We start from the raw sequence: 17,936 nt of genomic DNA, 5'->3' as shown, positions 1-17,936 counted from the left end.
TGGATTGTGGTATGAAAGGACCGGCCCAATGCCGTTGGACGGGAACCGTCCGGGCGAATAGCCGCCTGCATCCTTGCCAAGTCGGCCAAAATCCGTATAAGGCGCGCAACCGCAGACCCCGGCCGGGAGCTGAACGGACGGTCTCAGCAAATCATTCGTGATTTTGGTGTGGCAGGGCCAGTCGGCCCGTCGTCCCGTGTTTCCGCCTTCTGAGCTTAATCCCAGAGTCCTTTCCGAAGGCCTCTTAAGGGCTTGACGCCGGGCGATGCGCCAACATGAGGAAAGGACCACCATGGCTCTCTATGAGCATGTTTTTCTCGCGCGTCAGGACGCGAGCACGCAGCAGGTCGAAGAGCTGACTGCGCAGATGACCGGCATCGTCGAGGGTCTCGGCGGCAAGGTCACCAAGACCGAGAACTGGGGCGTGCGCTCCCTCACCTACCGCATGAACAAGAACCGCAAGGCGCACTTCGTGCTGCTCAACATCGACGCGCCGTCCGCCGCGATCGCCGAGATCGAGCGCCAGGAGCGCATCAGCGAGGACGTGATCCGCTATCTCAGCGTCCGCGTCGAAGAACTCGAGGAAGGCCCGTCCGCGATGATGCGCAAGGCCGACCGCGACCGCGAGCGTGACGACCGTGGCGGCGGCTTCCGGGGTGATCGCGAAGGCGGTGGCTTCCGTGGCGACCGCGAAGGCGGTTTCCGTGGCGGCGATCGCGACGGTGGTGGCTTCCGCGGTGACCGCGGTCCGCGCCGTCCGCGCGACGAAGCTGAAACCTCAACGCCGGATGCGGAGTAAGATCAATGGCTGAAGCTGGTGCACGCCGTCCGTTTTTCCGTCGTCGCAAGAGCTGCCCTTTCACGGGCGCGAACGCTCCGAAGATCGACTACAAGGACTCCAAGCTGTTGATGCGTTACGTCTCCGAGCGCGGCAAGATCGTGCCGAGCCGCATCACCGCGGTGTCCGCGAAGAAGCAGCGTGAGCTCGCCCGTGCGATCAAGCGCGCGCGCTTCCTGGGCCTGCTGCCCTACGTCATTCGCTAAGACGAACCCGGCCGGCGACGACATCGCCGCCGGCCGCACTCCAAAACGCGATGAATCATCATCGCGCTTTGGGTTGTCGTTTGAGCATGATCTTTTCGGAAAACCGCTGCACACTTTTCCGGATCATGCTTGAGTTTCATAAGGCTTCCGGGTCGTCCGGTCGCCGATGGTTGGGGCAAGACGCCTCTAACCGCTCGAAGGGAGCGGGACAGCTGATGATGGCCTTTGGACTGATAGCCCTGATCGCCGGCGCTGCGTCGGCCCTGATGTTCGCCTCGATCATTTCGGGCGCGCTGGTCTCGCTCGTCCTGTTCTATCTCGCACCGCTGCCGCTGATGGTCGCCTCGATCGGCTGGGGACCGCTTTGCGCGACGCTCGGCGGCATCGCTGCCGCGCTCGGTCTCGGCGCCCTGTTCGGACTGCCCTACTGCATCGCCTTCGCCGTCACCGTCGCACTGCCGGCCTGGTGGCTCGGCCATCTCGTCCTGCTCAGCCGGCTGGTGCCGGGCGCAGCGCCCGCCGCCGACGCCGCGCCGCCGGCCGAACCCGAGCTCGAGTGGTATCCGGTTGGCCGCATCCTGCTTTGGATTGCGGGCTTCGCCACGCTGACCACGATCGCCGCCCTGCTCACGCTCGGTACCGACGCCGAGACCATCACCGGCGCGCTGCGACGTGGCCTGATGCGCCTCCTCCGTACCGCCGACCCGCAGGCCTCCGGCGAAGCCGGCCAGTTCGTCGACGCGCTGGTAAATATCGCACCGGCCGCGGCCACCATCGTCGCGATGATGACGCTGACACTCAATCTCTGGCTCAGCGCCAAGGTGACCGCGACGTCGGGGCGGCTGCGACGTCCCTGGCCGGACCTGATGACGGCGGAGCTGCCGCCGATGACGCTCGTCGCGCTCTGCATCGCGATCGCCCTCTGCTTCACCGGCGGACTGCTCGCGATCGTCGCGCAGATCACCACGGCGGCGCTGATGATGGGGTATGCGCTGACCGGCTTTGCCGTGCTGCATACGCTGACGCTGGCACTGAAAAGCCGCACCTTCTGGCTCGGCTCGACCTACGCCGTCGTCGTCTTTTTCGGCTGGCCCGTCATTGCAATGGTCATCCTCGGCCTTGCGGATGCCGTGTTCGGCTTCCGCGAGCGCTTCCTGCGTATGCGCCAGCCACCGCCGCTGCCGACCCCCTGAGTTCAAGTCCGAAAATCCAACTCACTCAACACTTCAAAGGAGAACGAATATGGAAGTCATTTTGCTGGAACGCGTCAACAAGCTCGGTCAGATGGGCGAAGTCGTGAAGGTTCGCGACGGTTATGCCCGCAATTTCCTGCTCAAGCGCGGCAAGGCCCTGCGCGCCACCGCCGACAACCGTGCCAGGTACGACGGCATGAAGGCCGAGCTCGAGGCTCGCAACCTCCAGTCCAAGGGCGAGGCGTCCAAGGTCGCCGAGAAGATCCAGGGCAAGAACATCATCGTGATCCGGCAGGCCTCGGAAGCCGGCCAGCTGTTCGGCTCGGTCAACGTGCGTGACATCGTCGTGGCGTTCGAAGCCGACGGCGTTTCGCTGTCCCGCCCGCAGGTTCAGCTCGACGCGCCGATCAAGACCATCGGCAAGCACACCATCACGGTTGCGGTCCACCCCGAGGTCGAGGTCGAGATCAGTGTCACCGTCGCGCGCAGCCAGGACGAGGCCGAGCGCATCAACCGCGGCGAGGACATCTCGACCCGCAACGAAGACCGCGACGCGGCTGCCGAAGCGATCGCCGCCGCAGGCGAGTTCTTCGATCCGGAAGCCGAGCACGACGACGTCGAGCCGGCTCCGGCGGCAGAGACCGAGAAGTAAATACGCCTCATGCGCTGGCTTGACCCGCGCATCCATCAAAAGAGCCTTGCTCAAGAAGATGGATTGGGGTCAAGCCCGGCAATGACGACGGAAAATGGATCAGCCCGGCCGCCTCAGGCGGCCGGGCTGATCGTTTTGGCGGCGGCCTCCTCGCTCAGCATCGCGATCGAGGCAAGCGCAGTGGCCGTGTGCTTCTCGACACCGCCGCTGACGCAGTACACGTCGGCGGCGACCACCGCGACCTGACGGCCCGGCTTGATCACCCTTGCCCGGCAGATCAGCTTCTCGCCGACCGCAGGCGAGAGCAGATTGAGCTTGTATTCCGCCGTCAGTGCCGGCTGGCCGCGCGAAGTGGCCGCCGCGATCGTGGTCGCGTTGTCGACCAGGAAGGCGGTGACGCCGCCATGGAAGAAGCCGTGCTGCTGCAGCAGCTCCGGCCGGCGTTCGACCGCGATCGTGCAGGTGCCGCGCGACAATTCGGACAGCTCGGCGCCGACCAGGTTCATAAAGCCCTGCCGGCCGACATTGGCGTGGATGCGCTCGGCTACCGCCGCGAATTCGGGATCTGCTTCGGCTGGCATGGGCCTCTCCTCACGGCGTGTTGATACGATCGAGTGGCCGCAGCGCACGGCTGGCGCAGGCGATCAACGTCTCGGCCTCGGCGCGCGGATCGGTGCGGTCGCGTCCCGACAGGAAGGCGCGGCAAAAAATCTGCGCCGGACCGATGAGCTGGCTGACGAACATCGCCGGCGTCATCGGCAAAAGCTCTCCGCGCCCCACCAGCGGCCCGCGCCAGCGCTCGATGCCTTCGGCAAGGCGCGCATTCTGCGCGCGCTGGGCGTCGCGAACGTCCTCGCCCCATTCGCTGCGCGAGATATCGAACAGATAGCGCGCCTGGCGCCGGCTGGTGACGACCCAGTCGAGATGCGCCCGGATCAGGCCATCGATGCCCTGCCCGGCGTCAGGCAGAGGATCGAGCGCGGCCAGCATCGCGGCGTGATACTGCCGCAGCACGTCCAGGAACAGCGCACCGGCAAGCTCCTTCTTCGAGCCGAAGACGTGGAAGAAGCTGCCGTTGGAGGCGCGCGCCCGGGCGCGGATCGCAGCCACCGTGGCAGCCTCGAAGCCGACGCGGTCGAAGACGAAAAGCCCCGCCGCCAGCAGATCGTCGCGCACGCTCGCCGTCATCGGCGCCTCCTGGAGCATTACTCTAGAGCAGTGCTCTAGTCATGGTCAAGATGATGCGGAGGCCGCGATGAGCGCGGCTTCCGTTTGTCGAATAAAAATGGGGTGCGGCCTACCGCGAGATCGGCGGCGCCGGCGGTCCGGAAGATTCCGCCGGCGGCGGGGCCGCAGCAGTCGCGGGCGGCGCCGGCTCCGGCGGCTTGGCTGCCGGTTCGGAGCTGGCGGCGGGCGCGGCCGGCTTGGGAGCCGCCTCTTCCGCCGGCTTGAGCTCAGCGGGCTTGGGTTCGGCAGGCTTGGGTTCGGCAGTGGCCGCTGCCGGCGGCGCCGGCGTCACCTGCGGCACCGGATCGGGCCGCAGCGCCGGCGTATCAGTGCCACGCGGCTCGACCTTGGCGCTCTCCGGCTTCGATGCCTTGCCGCTGTCGGGCTTGGCCTCATCGCGACCTGGCTCGACCTTGGCGGTCTCGGGCTTGACGGTCTCGGGCTTGGACTCGTTCTTCTTGTCGTCGGCCTTCTTGTCGTCGGTGGCCGGCGTGGCGGCATCGGCCTTCGGCGCCTCTTCGGTCTCGGGCTTGCCGCGCTTGCTGAGACGCTTGGCCTTGCGGCCCTCCGGCGTGGCTTGCCCCTCGGGTTTTGCAGCTTCCTTGGCACCCTCCTCGCTCGGTCGCGCAGCACGCTTCTGGCGCGCGCCCTCGGCCGCCGGGGCGACAGCAGCCTCGCCTTCCGGCTTGGCGGCCTCCTGGGAGCGCTGGCGACGGCCATGATGCTCAGGCGACTGCGCAGGATTGGTGCTCGCTTCCTTCTCCTTGGCGCCGTCCTTCTTGTCCTTGCCGTCCTTGCCGCCGTCCTTGGCCTGGTAGCGGGTGTCGGTGGCACCGTTGGAGACGAGGTAGGAGGCGAGGACGCCCGCCATGTCCGAGCTCGTGGTGTAGTGCTGGCGCAGGAATCCCGGCAGCGAACCCGGCGCCACGGACTTCAGAAGTCCGCGCGGGCTCTTGTGGCAGGCAGTGCAGGTCTGCGCAAAAATCTGGGACGGGCTTTTGCCGGCCTCGAGGTTCGTCGCCTGCGCAAGCGCGGCATCGGTCGCACCGAAGCCGATCAGAAGCAACACCGTCGCGAGGCTGAGCGCTCGGCTCGACATTCCCATCATCTCCATTGAATTCCGAGAGGTCCGGCCGGCAGAAGGCGCGGCGGCGGGTCACCTTTTAGCGGATTGAGCCGCGAATGGAAGCAGGCTCCACACGCAAGGATGTGATTAAGCGCTTTTGGAATATCGGCTGTGATCACAGCGCAATAGCAGACCGCAATGACGGCTCGCCAGTGCCCCGATGGTGAACTGATTTCTGCTCCACCCGCGACGCCATGGCGCACATGAGGCTGCTCAGACGAAAGGTCGCAGATGAATGATGGCCTAGTGGCGCAGGGTCGATATCTGGGAGAGGGGGAAAGAGGCTGTTAACGCCAGTTGCGCGCGCAATTCCACGATGACCTCGGGTGCGACCGGCTGGCGCCGGATTTCGGGACGTTCGGCGTGCTCCATGGCCGCGATCAGGCCCGACAGCCAAAGCCGGCTGCCTGCCTCGCTCCGCCAATTCTGGGGCTGCCGTTCTGGCCGCATCGCCTGCCTCGTCTCGCCGTTGGCGGATCACGGGATAATTCCCTGCCCGCCTGCCTGTTCCGGCACTACCCCCGAAAGAATCCGGGGAGATGTGATCTGCTTCACATAAGTCTCGTCGGGCCTGGCTTAGACCGTCGCCATGAGCAAAGAGACCCAAACCTCATTCGACATGCAGGACGACCTCCGCACCGATTACGCCCTGATCGTTACCGGCGTCGGGGCGGCCGTGGTTGCGCTGGTCTACCTCCTGCTGGTCTGAAGGCGAGGCGAAAGCTCCCAGCGTGCGTCATTTCGCGCGCATCTCGATACGTCTGCCCGCCAATCCATTAGGTTCACTTCATCCGGAGTTTTCCGTGGCGCCGCTGCGGCCGCTTCCAGGCCGCGCCCCGAGTTCCGCGAAAACCCGTCAAGCGCGGCGCGGGCTGCGGCGACCAATCATCCACCATTTTAATGATCGGTTGATAGCAGCCAGCTTTCACTTCCGCTTTGGGCCGAGGCGGCGCTTTATCCCGGCCCCGCATCCGCCCCAGAAAATTGCTATCGCTCGACCATGGCCCTGACTGATTCGAACGTTCTCAAACTCGCGCCCGAAGCCGGAACTCCCGCTTATCGGAGCGCGCCGCATAATATCGAGGCGGAACAGAGCCTTCTGGGCGCGATCCTGGTCAACAACGACGCCTTCTACCGCGTCTCCGATTTCCTGGAGCCGAAGCATTATTTCGAGCCCTTGCACCAGACCATCTACGAGACCGCCGGCAGCCTGATCCGGATGGGCAAGATCGCCACGCCGGTGACATTGAAGACGTTCCTGCCCGCCGACACCGATGTCGGCGGCATGACCATCGGGCAATATCTGGCGCGGCTCGCGGCCGAAGCGACCACCATCATCAATGCGCAGGATTATGGGCGCACCATCTACGATCTGGCATTGCGCCGCGACCTGATCGGCATCGGCGAGGACATGGTCAATGTCGCCTATGACGCCCCGGTCGACTTTGCGCCGCGGGCGCAGATCGAGGACGCCGAACGCCGCCTCTACGAGCTCGCGGAATCCGGCCGCTACGACGGCGGCTTCCAGAAATTCTCGCAGGCGCTGACAGTCGCGGTCGATCTCGCTGCCAAGGCGTTCCAGCGCGACGGAAAGCTGTCGGGCATCTCCACGGGCCTGCGCGATCTCGACACCAAGATGGGCGGCTTGCAGCACTCCGACCTCATCATCGTCGCGGGACGTCCCGGCATGGGCAAGACGTCGCTGGCGACCAACATCGCCTACAACGTCGCGCAGGCCTACGTTCCGGAACTACAGGCCGACGGCACCATGAAGGCCGCCAACGGCGGCGTCATCGGCTTCTTCTCCTGCGAAATGTCGGCCGACCAGCTCGCCACGCGTATCGTGGCCGAGCGCACCGGCATCCCCTCCTCCCACATCCGCCGCGGCGGCATCTCGGAGGCCGATTTCGAGAAGATCCGCCAGGTCTCGATCGAGCTGCAGTCGCTGCCGTTCTATGTGGACGCAACCGGCGGCCTGTCGATCGCGCAGCTGATGGCGCGTGCGCGCCGGCTGAAGCGCCAGAAGGGCCTCGATCTCCTCGTGATCGACTACATCCAGCTTCTGTCCGGCTCGGGCAAGCGCGCCAGCGACAGCCGCGTTCAGGAAATCACGGAAATCACGACCAGTCTGAAGGCGCTGGCGAAGGAGCTCAACGTCCCCGTGATTGCGCTGTCGCAGCTCTCGCGTCAGGTGGAATCGCGCGAGGACAAACGGCCACAGCTCTCGGACTTGCGCGAATCCGGCTCGATCGAGCAGGACGCCGACGTCGTGCTGTTCGTGTTCCGCGAGGAATATTACCTCGCCATGAAGGAGCCGCGCCCCGGCACGGAGGAACACGCCAAATGGCAGTCCGACATGGAACGCACGGCGGGGCGCGCCGAAGTCATCATCGGCAAGCAGCGCCATGGCCCGACCGGCACCGTCGAGCTGCACTTCGACGCATCGGTCACGCGCTTCGGCGACCTCGCGCATGACGGCCAGATTCCGGATCGCAGCGAGTACTGAGTTCCTTGAACCGGACCGGCCTCTTGCGTAAAACGGCGCCATGACAATGGCGTCCGACCCGAAAATGATCCCTCAATCCGGCCTTCTCTCGGCGGAGGCCAATCAGGCAGCCGCACTCGCTGGCTTCGGCGGCGTGCTCACCGTCGATCTCGACGCCATCATCGCCAACTGGCGCAAGCTCGAGAAGACGGCGGTCCCGGCCGAATGCTCGGCGGTGATCAAGGCCGACGCCTATGGCTGCGGCGCCGAGCAGGTCGCGCGCGCACTGAACAAGGCCGGCTGCAAGACCTTTTTCGTCGCGACCATCGAGGAAGCGCGCAAGGTGCGCGCCGCGGTCCCCGAGCCGGCGATCTACGTGCTCGGCGGCCATTTCCAGAACACCGGCGAGCACTACGCCCAGATCAATTGCCGCCCCGTGATCGGCGATCTCAACGAGCTCGCCGAATGGGACGTGTTCTGCCGCCGCACCGGCTGGACCGGCGGCGCCGCCATCCACATCGATACGGGCATGAACCGGCTCGGGCTGACGCTGGCGGAAGCGCAGGCCATCATCCCCCGCATCAATGCCGGCGATCACGGCATCACGCTGGTGATGAGCCATCTGGTCTCGGCCGAGCAGCTCAACAGCCCCGTCAATGCCAAGCAGCTCGCAGCCTTCCGCAGCATCGCCAGCGAATTCTCCGGCGTGCCCGCGGCGCTCGCCAATTCCTCCGGAATCTTCCTCGGCGCGCCCTTCCAGTTCGATCTGGTGCGGCCGGGCGCAGCGCTCTACGGCGTCAATCCGACGCCGGAGGCCGACAATCCGATGCAGCCGGTGGTCGATCTGAAGGCGCGCATCGTGCAGATCCGCAATGTCGAGCGCGGTGAGAGCGTCGGCTATGGCGGCACCTGGACCGCGCGGCGGCCGACCAAGCTCGCGATCATCGCGGTCGGCTATGCCGACGGCTATTTCCGCGCCGCCAGCTCCAATGACGGCACCCGCGGCGCCGAGGTCATCGTCGCCGGCAAGCGCTGCCCGGTCGCGGGCCGCGTCTCGATGGACTTGATCGCGATCGACATCACCGATTTGCCCCCGAACGCGGCGCGGCGCGGCCACATGGTGACACTGCTCGGCGAAGGCATCACCGTCGACGAGCTCGCCCATCATTTCGGCACGATCGGCTATGAGGTGCTGACCAGCCTCGGCCATCGCTACGCCCGTATCTACAAGGGCGGCAACGCGGTCGAGCCGCTGGGACGTCCGGCGCCGGTGGCCGAGCAGACGCCCGCCACGCCGCCGATCGAGCAGCCGGCGAGCCCGCCGCCGCCGCTGCTGAGCTGAGCTGTTCGCCGCTTACTTCTTTTTCCTGCTGTCCAGGGCCGCCTTGCAGGTCGCGCTGAGCTGGTCGCGTTTGCCATTGAGGCAGGCGACGATCCCGCCTCCGGGTGCGAGGCCGGCGCAGAATTTATCATAGTCCGCCTTGCATGCGCCGCGCGGATCGGCCGATTGTGCCGAAGCCGCTGCGGAGAAGGCAGCGGTGACGACGATGGCGACAAAGCTCAATCTGGACATTGTATCTCCGGTGACGGAAGGCAGGAGCCGGTAGCTCTACATGAAGATCGCGACATTCAACATCAACAACGTCAATCGCCGCCTGCCCAATCTGTTGGCGTGGATGCGAACGGCGAAGCCTGACGTCGTCGCGCTTCAGGAGTTGAAGGCAAGTGATGGCGAATTTCCGGCGGCCGCCATCGAAAAGGCCGGTTACGGCGCAGTGTGGTGTGGACAGAAGACGTGGAACGGCGTCGCCATTCTCGCCCGCAATGCCGAGCCGGTTCTCACGCGCGATCGCTTGCCGGGAAAGCCTGATGATCACGAAGCCCGTTACATCGAAGCTGCGGTGCGCGGAATCATCGTCACCAGCATCTACCTGCCAAACGGCAATCCGCAACCGGGACCGAAATTCGATTACAAGCTCGACTGGTTCGCGCGTCTCAAGCGCCACGCCAGGACCTTCATCAAGCAGGATCTGCCGGTGGTGCTCGCCGGCGATTACAACGTCGCGCCGACGAAGATCGACATCTATCCGACACGATCGTGGGACAAGGATGCCCTGATCCAGCCGAAGAGCCGCGCGGCCTTTGCCTCGCTCGTCTCACAGGGCTGGTGCGACGCGATCCGTGAGCTGCATCCGGACAAGCGCATCTACACCTTCTGGGACTACAAGCGGAACCGCTGGCCGCGCGATGCGGGCTTGCGGCTCGATCACCTCCTGGTTAGCCCCGTCCTCGTCTCACGCCTGGCCAAAGCGGGCGTCGACAAGGAGGTCCGCGGCGAGGACGGCGCGAGCGATCACGCGCCGGCGTGGATCATGCTGAGATAGATTGTACGAACCTATACTGCTCACCACAAATTCTTGCCGTCGATCAGGTTGACCGGCACGGCCTCCAGATCGAAATCGTCGAACAGGCGCGCGTTGACGCCGACCTTGGGATTGTCGAAATCGGGCTTGCCGGTCGACCAGTCCGGCGATTCCGAATAGGTGCCGCAGCCGCAGTTCGCGCAGAAATGATGTTTGACCGTGCGGCTGCCCCAGAGATAGGTCGCAACGTTCTCCGGCGGCGACAGCAGCCGAAACTGCGCCGGCGTGTAATAGGCCCAAAGCGCGCCGCGCTTGGCGCAAAGCGAACAGGTGCAGCGAGTCACGCCCGAGGGCGCCTCCGCCACCTCGAACACCGTTTCACCGCAATGACAGCTTGCCTCGATCGGCATGACCCACTCTCCGTTTTGTCAGGAGGTGGTCGTAGCCGGTCCCTGCTGCCAACATGCTGTCAGCAGCACCATTCCGTCAGGACGTCTCGTTCGCCGACAGCCGCTCGGCGTTCGCAGCCACATGCTCGCGATAGCGCCGGACGATGGTCCCCGGCGTTACGCCGGCAAGCAGGCTCGCGGCGGCCTCGAAGGCCGCGGCGATCTTCTCGCTGACCATCAGCACGGCCTCCTGCCCGGCGGCCTCATCACCGTGGCTGAGCTTCTCATAGCGCAGCCGCACGACCTCGCTCGCTTCGACCGCGAGCATCGCGCCGGCATACCAGGGAAAACCGTCGTCGGATCCGCCGAGTACCGCATGGCGGTCGAGCGCGGAGAAGGACTCATGGTCGGGCATCACGCACCTCAAGTTCTTTGAGCGAACGCTCCGATCAATACGCGTCAAATTTGAAGGATCAGGCCGGCAAGTGGAGCGGATTGGCGGCGCCCGAGACACCGCCGATTAACCAGAGCCCTTGACGCGGGCACTCTGGTTAGCATACTGGTCTGACCAAGATCAGACCAAAAGAGACCGGGATGGAGCTGAAGCGGGCCGCCGAGGGCGAAAAAGGGTTCGAGAAGGTGTTCGCCTTCTTGCGGGAGCGCCTGCTTGCGGGCTCGCTCAAGCCCGGCGACCGCCTGATTTCCGAGCGCGAGCTGGCGACCCTGCTTGGCGTCAGCCGGCCGATCGTTCGCGAGGCGCTGCGCGCCCTGACCGTGCTCGGCATCGTCGAGATCCGCGACCGCATCGGCACCGTCGTGACCCGGCCGGATGTGTCGGTCCTGAACGACTTCTTCACCTTCGCGCTGGCCCAGCAGGCCGACATGCTCGACGACGTCATGCAGGCGCGCGTCGCGATCGAATGTCAGGCGATCCGCCTCGCCTGCGAACGCGCCAACATCGCCGATTTCGAGCGCCTCCAGCGGACGCTCGCAAAGATCGGCGAGACGATCGACGAGGCTGATGCCGGCGGCATGGCCGACTTCGAATTCCATCGCGCCATCGTCGTGGCATCGCATTCGGAGACGCTTACCGTGCTGCATAGCTCGATGGCGGGCCTGCTGACGCATTCGCATCGTAGTCGCCGTGAGCTGGTGCAGGCCTTCCCGTCGATGAAGACCTATCTGATCGACGACCACCGGCGCATCTTCGACACCATCATCGCGCGCGATCCGGAGCGGGCGGACGCAACGCTGCGCAAGCATTTTGCCATCGGCGACGAATACCGCAGGCGGGCCGTCGTCGGCGACATCGACAAGACCAGCGACAAGACCAGCGCCTCGCGCTGATCGCGGGCGAACCAAGAAGCGGACTGACAACATGGGACGGAACGACAAGGGCAACGTCGGCTTCATCGGCATCGGCACGATGGGCCTGGAGATGGTGCGCAACCTCCTCAAGGCCGGGCACGCGGTGCGCGCGTTCGACCTCAACGAGGCGGCTCTGACCGAGATCGTCAAGGAAGGCGCGGCTCGCGCCAACAGCCCTGCCGTTGCCGCGCAAGGCGCCGACATCGTCATCACCATGCTGCCGGACACGCCCCATGTGGAAGCAACCATTTACGGCGAGCATGGCCTCCTGGAGTCGCCCCCGCCCGGCAAGCTCATCGTCGATATGAGCACGATCTCGCCGGTCGCCGTCCGCCGCATCCATGCCGACCTGCAAAAGGCCGGGGTCAGCTTCATCGACGCGCCGGTCTCGGGCGGACCACTGGGCGCAAAGAACGCCGCGCTGTCGATCATGGCCGGCGGCGAGGCGGACGCCTTCGCCAAGGCCGAGCCGTTCTTCCGCGCGATGGGCACGACCATCACCCATGCCGGCGCCAGCGGCGCTGGCCAGACCGTGAAACTCTGCAATCAGCTCATCTGCGGCATCAACATCCAGGCGATCTGCGAGGCACTTGCGCTCGGGCGCGCCTCGGGCGTGGATCTCGATCTGCTGCGCCGGATGCTGCTCGGCGGTTCCGCCGCCTCCTGGATGCTGGACAAGCTCGGCCCCGCCATGATCGCCGGCGACGCGGCGGCCGGCTTCCGCATCGACCTCATGCTGAAGGACCTCCGCCTGGTGCAGGAGCATGCGCAATCGCTGAGCGTGCCCCTGCCCGGCACCGCGCTCGTCACCAGCCAGTATGTCGACGCCCGCGCACATGGCGAAGGCGCCAACGGCAACCAGGCGCTGTTCCGCGTCTACGACCGCATGACCAACCAGACGACCGGCTGACCCTGTTACGATGAGCATCCAACTCGACTTTCCCGCAGTGCTGGAGCGTTGGCCGAGCCTTCTCGGCGGCGCCGTGCTGACGCTGGAGTTGGCGTGCTTCGCGACTGTGCTCGGCGCCCTGATCGGCACGCTCGCAGCCATCGGCCGCGGCTCGCGAAGCCCGCTGATCGCGGGAGCCTGCAAAATCTATGTCGAGGCGATCCGCAACACGCCACTGCTCGTGCAGATCTTCCTGGTCTATTTCGGCCTCGCCAGTCTGGGGCTGAAACTCTCGGCCTTCACCGTGGCGGTGGCCGCGCTTACGATCAATGTCGGGGCCTACACCGCCGAGATCATGCGTGCCGGTTTCGAGGCGATCCCGCGCGGGCAGATCGAGGCCGCCGAAGGGCTGGCGCTGTCGCGCCTGCAGATCTACTGGCACATCATCCTGCTGCCGGCGATCGAGAAGGTCTATCCCGCGCTCACCAGCCAGTTCGTGCTGTTGATGCTGGCTTCCTCCGTCTGTTCGCAGATCTCGGCCGAGGAACTCACCGCGGTCGCAAACTACATCCAGTCGGACACCTATCGGGCGTTCGAGACCTACATCATCGTCGCCGTGCTCTACGTCATCCTGTCGCTGGTGATGCGCGCGGGCTTCTGGGGCCTCGGCCTCGTGCTGTTTCCGCGCCGGCGCCGGCTCGGCACGCCACTGTGAGATGACCATGGGCGGACATCTCAACATCAACCATCTGATGTTCCTCGGCCAGGGCGCGCTGTGGACTATAGGGCTGTCCGTGATCGCGCTGATCGGCGGCGGCATCGTCGGCTTCGTGATCGCGCTCGCGCGGATCTCGCCACTCAAATCGGTGCGGATCGGCAGCGCCGTCTATGTCCAGCTCGTCCAGGGCACGCCGCTGCTCGTCATCCTGTTCCTCGGCTATTTCGGCCTTGCCGCGATCGGCCTCAAGGTCTCGCCGCTTGCGGCCGCCGGTGCTTCGCTGACGCTCTACGTCGCCGCCTATCTCGGCGAGATCTGGCGCGGCTGCATCGAGTCGGTGCCGAAGCCGCAATGGGAGGCCGCCGACGGCCTGGCGCTGAGCCGGACCCAGCGCATGATGAAGGTGATCCTGCCTCAGGCGATCCGCATCGCGACGCCGCCGACCGTCGGCTTCATGGTCCAGATCATCAAGAACACCTCGCTCGCCTCCGTCGTCGGCTTCGTCGAGCTGATGCGCTCGGGCCAGATCGTCAACAACTCGCTGTTCGAGCCGTTCGCCATCTACGCCATCATCGCCGTCGTCTATTTCGCCATGTGCTATCCCCTGTCACTGTTCAGCCAGAAGCTGGAACGGCGGATGGGGCGTGGCCGGTCCAACCTCGCGCCAGCCTGACATGCAGCAAAACGCTCCCTCCGCCGAACCGATCGTGTCGCTCCGCGACGTGCAGAAGAGCTTTGGCCCGCTCCGGGTGCTCGACGGCGTCTCCTTTGCCGTCGCACGCGGCGAGGTGATCGCCCTGATCGGCCGCTCCGGCTCCGGCAAGAGCACGGCGCTGCGCTGCATCGACCGCTTCGAGAAGGTCGATGCCGGCGAGATCGTCGTCTGCGGACATCGGGTCGACCGTCCCGACGTGAACTTGCGCGCGCTGCGCCAGGACGTCGGCATCGTCTTCCAGAGCTACAATCTGTTTCCGCATCTCACGATCGAGCAGAACATCACGCTCGCGCCCTGCACGGTGAAGGGCATGGCGACGTCGCAGGCCAAGGACCTGGCGCGAAAGGTGCTGGCGCAGGTCGGGCTCGAAGAGAAGCTGCACGCCTATCCCGAGCAGCTGTCGGGCGGACAGCAGCAGCGCGCCGCAATCGCCCGCTCGCTGGCGATGCAGCCGAAAGTCATGCTGTTCGACGAGGTCACCTCGGCGCTCGATCCCGAGCTCACAGGCGAGGTGCTGAAGGTGATCGAGCAGCTCGCGGCCGACGGCATGACCATGGTGATGGTCACCCACGAGATGGGTTTTGCCAAGGGCATCGCCGACCGGATTGTCTTCATGCATCGCGGCAGGGTCCACGAGACCGGACCTGCCTCGATCCTGACGTCGCCGACCACGCCCGAACTCACGCAATTCGTGGGGACGGGAAACCTAAAATCATAACAGGGAGAGGAAGACCAAGATGACAAACAAGACCTTGCTGGGCACCGCCGCCGCGTTGTGCGGCCTCATCATGATTGCGGCCACGCCCGCGTCGGCCGATCTGCTCGACGACATCATGAAGGCGAAGAAGATCCGGGTCTCGACGGATCTTGCGATTCCGCCTGATGGCATGATGGACGCCAACATGAAGCCGACCGGCTCCGACGTCGAGGTCGCACAATTGCTCGCCAAGGATTGGGGTCTGGAGCTCGAATTCATCCAGACGACTGGCGCGACCCGCATCCCCAACGTCATGACCGGAAAAGCAGACGTCATCATCTCGACGCTGTCCGTCACCCCCGACCGCGCCAAGGTGATCGATTTCTCTAAGCGTTATGCGACGCTCGAATCCGATGTCGGTTGCCTGAAGTCGATGAATGTGAAGGATTGGCCTGATCTGAAGGGCAAGACGGTCGGCGTCACGCGTGGCACGACCCAGGACACTACCCTGACGAACATGAAGGACAAGGAATTCAACATCGCGCGATATGAGGACGACGCCACTGACGTGACCGCGGCCGTCTCCGGTCAGATCGATTGCATCGGCACCTCGCTGCCGATCATCGCCCAGATCGGCAAGAAAAATCCGGAGCGCATCTTCGAAGCCAAGATTCCGATCACGACCTTCGATCTAGCTATCGGCGTGAAAAAGGGAGAACCAAAGCTGCTGGAAAAATTGAATGCCTGGGTCGACCAGAACGTCAAGAACGGCAAGCTGAACGCCATCTACAAGAAGTTCCACGGGGTCGAGCTGCCGCCCGATATGCGTGGTTGAACCGCACCGGGCCGTGACGACCATCCACGGTCGTCACGGCCACAGGACAATCGAAAAGGACATCACATGCGTCTCGTCATCGGATCCGACCACGCCGGCTGGCCGCTCAAGCAGACCGTCATCGACCATATCCGCAAGCTCGGCCACGACGTTATCGACGTCGGCTCCCATGACGACAAGCCGGTGGACTTCCCCGACATCGCACGCGCCGTTGCGCAGAAGGTGACCTCGGGCGAAGCCGCACGCGGCATCATGGTATGCGGCACCGGCGTCGGCGCCTCAATCGCCGCCAACAAGATGAGGGGCATTCGCGCCGCGGTCTGCCACGACGTTCATTCGGCCCATCAAAGCGTCGAGCACGACGACGTCAACGTCATGTGCATCGGCGCGCAGATCGTCGGAGCCTGGCTCGCCGTGGATCTCGTCTCGTCTTATCTCTCCGCCGAATTCTCCACCGACGAGGATTTCCGCCGCCGCGTTGAAAAGCTTCGTGTCATGGACGAGCAAGGTTGGCGGTCCCGCCTGCCATGATCCTGGTGTTCGGGTCACTCAACATCGATTTGGTCGCGCAGGTTCCGGTCATTCCCGGCCCCGGCCGCACCGTGCTGGCGCCGTCCTACCAGACGCATTTCGGCGGCAAGGGCGCCAACCAGGCCGTGGCCGCGGCACGGATCGCAGGAGCAGGACAGGTCCAGATGGCAGGCCGCGTCGGCCAGGACGGATTTGGCGACCGCGCGATCGACAACCTCGCGGCAAACTGTGTCGATACCAGTCTCGTCATCAGATCGGATGAGCCGACCGGCTGCGCCTTCATCACGGTCGATCAGGCCAGCGAGAATGCGATCACGGTGGCGAGCGGAGCCAACTTGGCCGCGGGCGCCCTTGACCTGCCCGGCTCGCTCTTTGGCCCGGACACCGTGCTGGTGCTTCAGATGGAAGTGCCGTTTGCGGAGGCGCTCGAGGCCGCGCGCCGGATGACGTCGGCCTCCGGCACCGTCGTCTGGAACCTCGCACCCGTCCCGGAGAAGATGACGGGGCAGATGGTCACGGAGCTTCTCACCGTGACCGACTATCTTCTCGTCAACGAGCACGAGGCGCTCGACGCCGCGGCAGCAATCGGCCTCGTCGCGTCGGACTACGGGGCCGCAGCCGAGGATCTCGCGAGAACCGGCGACCTCACCTGCATCGTCACTGCGGGTGCGCAAGGCGCGCTGGCAGTCACCGCCGACGGTGTCCGCATCAGAGCACCTGCTCCGCGCATCACACCCGTTGACACCACCGGCGCCGGCGACACTTTTGCCGGCGCGTTTGCAGCCATGCTGCATGAGGGCGCCTCGCTGCAACGCGCACTCGGGATAAGCTGCGAGGCCGCTGCATTGAAGTGTCTCAAGCCCGGCGCCCAGACCGGCATGCCGATGCGGAGTGCAATAGGTTCCATGGCCTGGGACGGATCGCCGCCGTGACGGTCCGCGGCTAAACTCTCCCGATTCGTGGAGACCGCCTTGGCCTTTCTCTTCGTCCTCAGCGTCGGCCTCATCGCCGGTACCATCTCCGGCATCGTCGGCACGGGATCGTCGATCATGCTGATGCCGGTGCTGGTCTATGCCTATGGGCCGAAGGAGGCCGTCCCGATCATGGCAGTGGCCGCTGTGATGGCGAATTTTTCGCGGATCTTGGCCTGGTGGCGCGAAGTCGACTGGCGCGCCTGCGCGGCCTATTCGGTCACGGGAATTCCGGCTGCAGTGCTCGGCGCGCGCACGCTGCTGGCGCTGCCCGCACACGCCGTCGATCTCGCCATCGGCGTCTTCCTGATCGCGATGGTGCCGGTGCGGCACTGGCTGGCCCGGCACGATCTCAAGGCCAACCTCTGGCACCTGGCGATCGGCGGGGCCGTCATCGGCTATCTCACCGGCATCGTCGTCTCGACCGGCCCGCTCAGCGTCCCGCTGTTCTTGTTCTATGGCCTGTCCAGGGGCGCCTTCCTCGCCACCGAGGCGGCTTCTTCGCTCGGCCTCTACTTCGCGAAATCCGTGACCTTCGAACGCTTCGGCGCGCTGACCGGCGACGTGTTCCTCAAAGGCCTGGTCGCGGGATCTTCATTGATGGCCGGCGCCTTCATTGCCAAGCGTTTCGTCCTGCAGCTCAAGCCCGAAATCTTCCGCCTGGTGATGGACGCGATCATGATCGCGGCTGGTCTCTCCATGCTCTGGAACGCGGCGCAGCCGTAGCCGCGCT

General features: G+C 65.2%; 23 protein-coding genes. 16 read left to right on the top strand and 7 right to left on the bottom strand.

Going from position 1 to position 17,936, the window contains the following annotated elements; genetic code table 11:
• Window positions 1–292: 292 nt before the first annotated feature.
• The 4 genes from rpsF (at window position 293) to rplI (ending at window position 2,889) form a co-directional block, all read left to right on the top strand.
• Window positions 293–799: a 30S ribosomal protein S6 gene (rpsF, locus tag JQ572_RS24635; protein ID WP_211385425.1), complete on the top strand. Its 507-nt coding sequence runs from the start codon at window positions 293–295 to the stop codon at window positions 797–799.
• A 5-nt stretch (window positions 800–804) separates the two neighbouring features.
• The gene (rpsR, locus tag JQ572_RS24630) at window positions 805–1,044 is read left to right on the top strand and encodes a 30S ribosomal protein S18 (protein ID WP_007592020.1); all 240 of its coding nucleotides are present in this window, start codon (window positions 805–807) and stop codon (window positions 1,042–1,044) included.
• 215 nt (window positions 1,045–1,259) lie between these two features.
• Entirely contained in the window at window positions 1,260–2,237 is a 978-nt protein-coding gene (locus JQ572_RS24625; RefSeq protein WP_211385424.1) for a DUF2232 domain-containing protein, read from the top strand.
• A gap of 49 nt (window positions 2,238–2,286) precedes the next feature.
• Window positions 2,287–2,889 (top strand): 50S ribosomal protein L9, encoded by a 603-nt coding sequence (gene rplI / locus JQ572_RS24620; protein ID WP_211385423.1) that lies wholly within the window; start codon window positions 2,287–2,289, stop codon window positions 2,887–2,889.
• Between the two features lie 113 nt (window positions 2,890–3,002).
• On the opposite strand, the gene JQ572_RS24615 is transcribed toward rplI, so the two are convergent.
• From JQ572_RS24615 to JQ572_RS24600, 4 genes are all read right to left on the bottom strand, one after another.
• The gene (locus tag JQ572_RS24615; RefSeq protein WP_211385422.1) at window positions 3,003–3,470 is read right to left on the bottom strand and encodes a PaaI family thioesterase; all 468 of its coding nucleotides are present in this window, start codon (window positions 3,468–3,470) and stop codon (window positions 3,003–3,005) included.
• A 10-nt stretch (window positions 3,471–3,480) separates the two neighbouring features.
• Entirely contained in the window at window positions 3,481–4,077 is a 597-nt protein-coding gene (locus tag JQ572_RS24610) for a TetR/AcrR family transcriptional regulator (protein WP_211385421.1), read from the bottom strand.
• A 109-nt stretch (window positions 4,078–4,186) separates the two neighbouring features.
• On the bottom strand, window positions 4,187–5,215 hold the full coding sequence (locus JQ572_RS24605; protein WP_211385420.1) for a hypothetical protein: 1,029 nt from the start codon (window positions 5,213–5,215) through the stop codon (window positions 4,187–4,189).
• A 270-nt stretch (window positions 5,216–5,485) separates the two neighbouring features.
• Entirely contained in the window at window positions 5,486–5,692 is a 207-nt protein-coding gene (locus JQ572_RS24600; RefSeq protein WP_211385419.1) for a transcriptional regulator, read from the bottom strand.
• 550 nt (window positions 5,693–6,242) lie between these two features.
• Here JQ572_RS24600 and JQ572_RS24595 point away from each other — a divergent pair.
• Complete coding sequence (locus tag JQ572_RS24595) at window positions 6,243–7,748, top strand: replicative DNA helicase (protein WP_211385418.1); 1,506 nt, start codon at window positions 6,243–6,245, stop codon at window positions 7,746–7,748.
• 46 nt (window positions 7,749–7,794) lie between these two features.
• Window positions 7,795–9,069: an alanine racemase gene (alr, locus tag JQ572_RS24590; RefSeq protein WP_211385799.1), complete on the top strand. Its 1,275-nt coding sequence runs from the start codon at window positions 7,795–7,797 to the stop codon at window positions 9,067–9,069.
• 12 nt (window positions 9,070–9,081) lie between these two features.
• Here alr and JQ572_RS24585 read toward each other — a convergent pair whose 3' ends face one another.
• Window positions 9,082–9,300 (bottom strand): hypothetical protein, encoded by a 219-nt coding sequence (locus JQ572_RS24585; protein WP_211385417.1) that lies wholly within the window; start codon window positions 9,298–9,300, stop codon window positions 9,082–9,084.
• 40 nt (window positions 9,301–9,340) lie between these two features.
• Here JQ572_RS24585 and JQ572_RS24580 point away from each other — a divergent pair, with 40 nt between their 5' ends.
• Window positions 9,341–10,111, top strand: a complete 771-nt coding sequence (locus JQ572_RS24580; RefSeq protein WP_211385416.1) for an exodeoxyribonuclease III — start codon at window positions 9,341–9,343, stop codon at window positions 10,109–10,111.
• A 20-nt stretch (window positions 10,112–10,131) separates the two neighbouring features.
• On the opposite strand, the gene JQ572_RS24575 is transcribed toward JQ572_RS24580, so the two are convergent.
• Both JQ572_RS24575 and JQ572_RS24570 read right to left on the bottom strand, forming a co-directional pair.
• Window positions 10,132–10,500, bottom strand: coding sequence for a GFA family protein (locus tag JQ572_RS24575; RefSeq protein ID WP_211385415.1), 369 nt, complete (start codon window positions 10,498–10,500; stop codon window positions 10,132–10,134).
• A gap of 76 nt (window positions 10,501–10,576) precedes the next feature.
• Window positions 10,577–10,894, bottom strand: coding sequence for a hypothetical protein (locus JQ572_RS24570; RefSeq protein WP_211385414.1), 318 nt, complete (start codon window positions 10,892–10,894; stop codon window positions 10,577–10,579).
• 179 nt (window positions 10,895–11,073) lie between these two features.
• Between JQ572_RS24570 and JQ572_RS24565 the strand changes: the two genes are divergently transcribed.
• The 9 genes from JQ572_RS24565 (at window position 11,074) to JQ572_RS24525 (ending at window position 17,929) form a co-directional block, all read left to right on the top strand.
• Complete coding sequence (locus JQ572_RS24565) at window positions 11,074–11,826, top strand: FadR/GntR family transcriptional regulator (protein WP_211385413.1); 753 nt, start codon at window positions 11,074–11,076, stop codon at window positions 11,824–11,826.
• Window positions 11,827–11,857: 31 nt separating this feature from the next.
• A complete protein-coding gene (locus tag JQ572_RS24560) occupies window positions 11,858–12,757 on the top strand; it encodes an NAD(P)-dependent oxidoreductase (protein ID WP_211385412.1) in 900 nt (299 codons plus the stop codon).
• 10 nt (window positions 12,758–12,767) lie between these two features.
• On the top strand, window positions 12,768–13,451 hold the full coding sequence (locus JQ572_RS24555) for an amino acid ABC transporter permease (RefSeq protein WP_211385411.1): 684 nt from the start codon (window positions 12,768–12,770) through the stop codon (window positions 13,449–13,451).
• A 7-nt stretch (window positions 13,452–13,458) separates the two neighbouring features.
• Complete coding sequence (locus tag JQ572_RS24550; RefSeq protein WP_211385410.1) at window positions 13,459–14,127, top strand: amino acid ABC transporter permease; 669 nt, start codon at window positions 13,459–13,461, stop codon at window positions 14,125–14,127.
• A gap of 1 nt (window position 14,128) precedes the next feature.
• The gene (locus JQ572_RS24545; RefSeq protein WP_211385409.1) at window positions 14,129–14,887 is read left to right on the top strand and encodes an amino acid ABC transporter ATP-binding protein; all 759 of its coding nucleotides are present in this window, start codon (window positions 14,129–14,131) and stop codon (window positions 14,885–14,887) included.
• Between the two features lie 19 nt (window positions 14,888–14,906).
• A complete protein-coding gene (locus tag JQ572_RS24540; protein ID WP_211385408.1) occupies window positions 14,907–15,701 on the top strand; it encodes a transporter substrate-binding domain-containing protein in 795 nt (264 codons plus the stop codon).
• Between the two features lie 66 nt (window positions 15,702–15,767).
• The gene (rpiB, locus tag JQ572_RS24535) at window positions 15,768–16,232 is read left to right on the top strand and encodes a ribose 5-phosphate isomerase B (RefSeq protein WP_211385407.1); all 465 of its coding nucleotides are present in this window, start codon (window positions 15,768–15,770) and stop codon (window positions 16,230–16,232) included.
• Complete coding sequence (locus JQ572_RS24530) at window positions 16,211–17,164, top strand: ribokinase (RefSeq protein WP_315986394.1); 954 nt, start codon at window positions 16,211–16,213, stop codon at window positions 17,162–17,164. The genes rpiB and JQ572_RS24530 overlap by 22 nt, the downstream gene beginning before the upstream one ends.
• 39 nt (window positions 17,165–17,203) lie before the next feature.
• Window positions 17,204–17,929, top strand: a complete 726-nt coding sequence (locus JQ572_RS24525; RefSeq protein ID WP_211385406.1) for a sulfite exporter TauE/SafE family protein — start codon at window positions 17,204–17,206, stop codon at window positions 17,927–17,929.
• Window positions 17,930–17,936: the final 7 nt, after the last annotated feature.

Origin of the sequence: Bradyrhizobium sp. SZCCT0153, assembly GCF_018129995.1 — a bacterium.
Classification (GTDB): Bacteria; Pseudomonadota; Alphaproteobacteria; order Rhizobiales; family Xanthobacteraceae; genus Bradyrhizobium; species Bradyrhizobium japonicum_G.
Note: the sequence above shows the minus strand (reverse complement) of the source record. Positions and strands in the feature narration are given on the sequence as shown.

Coding starts and splice junctions, on each gene's coding strand:
- rplI (WP_211385423.1), top strand. CDS start 2,287: ATGGAAGTCATTTTGCTGGAACGCGTCAACAAGCTCGGTCAGATGGGC.
- JQ572_RS24605 (WP_211385420.1), bottom strand. CDS start 5,215: ATGTCGAGCCGAGCGCTCAGCCTCGCGACGGTGTTGCTTCTGATCGGC.
- JQ572_RS24565 (WP_211385413.1), top strand. CDS start 11,074: ATGGAGCTGAAGCGGGCCGCCGAGGGCGAAAAAGGGTTCGAGAAGGTG.
- JQ572_RS24595 (WP_211385418.1), top strand. CDS start 6,243: ATGGCCCTGACTGATTCGAACGTTCTCAAACTCGCGCCCGAAGCCGGA.
- JQ572_RS24540 (WP_211385408.1), top strand. CDS start 14,907: ATGACAAACAAGACCTTGCTGGGCACCGCCGCCGCGTTGTGCGGCCTC.
- JQ572_RS24585 (WP_211385417.1), bottom strand. CDS start 9,300: ATGTCCAGATTGAGCTTTGTCGCCATCGTCGTCACCGCTGCCTTCTCC.
- JQ572_RS24600 (WP_211385419.1), bottom strand. CDS start 5,692: ATGCGGCCAGAACGGCAGCCCCAGAATTGGCGGAGCGAGGCAGGCAGC.
- rpsF (WP_211385425.1), top strand. CDS start 293: ATGGCTCTCTATGAGCATGTTTTTCTCGCGCGTCAGGACGCGAGCACG.
- JQ572_RS24560 (WP_211385412.1), top strand. CDS start 11,858: ATGGGACGGAACGACAAGGGCAACGTCGGCTTCATCGGCATCGGCACG.
- alr (WP_211385799.1), top strand. CDS start 7,795: ATGGCGTCCGACCCGAAAATGATCCCTCAATCCGGCCTTCTCTCGGCG.
- JQ572_RS24555 (WP_211385411.1), top strand. CDS start 12,768: ATGAGCATCCAACTCGACTTTCCCGCAGTGCTGGAGCGTTGGCCGAGC.
- JQ572_RS24550 (WP_211385410.1), top strand. CDS start 13,459: ATGGGCGGACATCTCAACATCAACCATCTGATGTTCCTCGGCCAGGGC.
- JQ572_RS24575 (WP_211385415.1), bottom strand. CDS start 10,500: ATGCCGATCGAGGCAAGCTGTCATTGCGGTGAAACGGTGTTCGAGGTG.
- JQ572_RS24545 (WP_211385409.1), top strand. CDS start 14,129: ATGCAGCAAAACGCTCCCTCCGCCGAACCGATCGTGTCGCTCCGCGAC.
- JQ572_RS24580 (WP_211385416.1), top strand. CDS start 9,341: ATGAAGATCGCGACATTCAACATCAACAACGTCAATCGCCGCCTGCCC.
- JQ572_RS24625 (WP_211385424.1), top strand. CDS start 1,260: ATGATGGCCTTTGGACTGATAGCCCTGATCGCCGGCGCTGCGTCGGCC.
- rpsR (WP_007592020.1), top strand. CDS start 805: ATGGCTGAAGCTGGTGCACGCCGTCCGTTTTTCCGTCGTCGCAAGAGC.
- JQ572_RS24610 (WP_211385421.1), bottom strand. CDS start 4,077: ATGACGGCGAGCGTGCGCGACGATCTGCTGGCGGCGGGGCTTTTCGTC.
- rpiB (WP_211385407.1), top strand. CDS start 15,768: ATGCGTCTCGTCATCGGATCCGACCACGCCGGCTGGCCGCTCAAGCAG.
- JQ572_RS24615 (WP_211385422.1), bottom strand. CDS start 3,470: ATGCCAGCCGAAGCAGATCCCGAATTCGCGGCGGTAGCCGAGCGCATC.
- JQ572_RS24570 (WP_211385414.1), bottom strand. CDS start 10,894: ATGCCCGACCATGAGTCCTTCTCCGCGCTCGACCGCCATGCGGTACTC.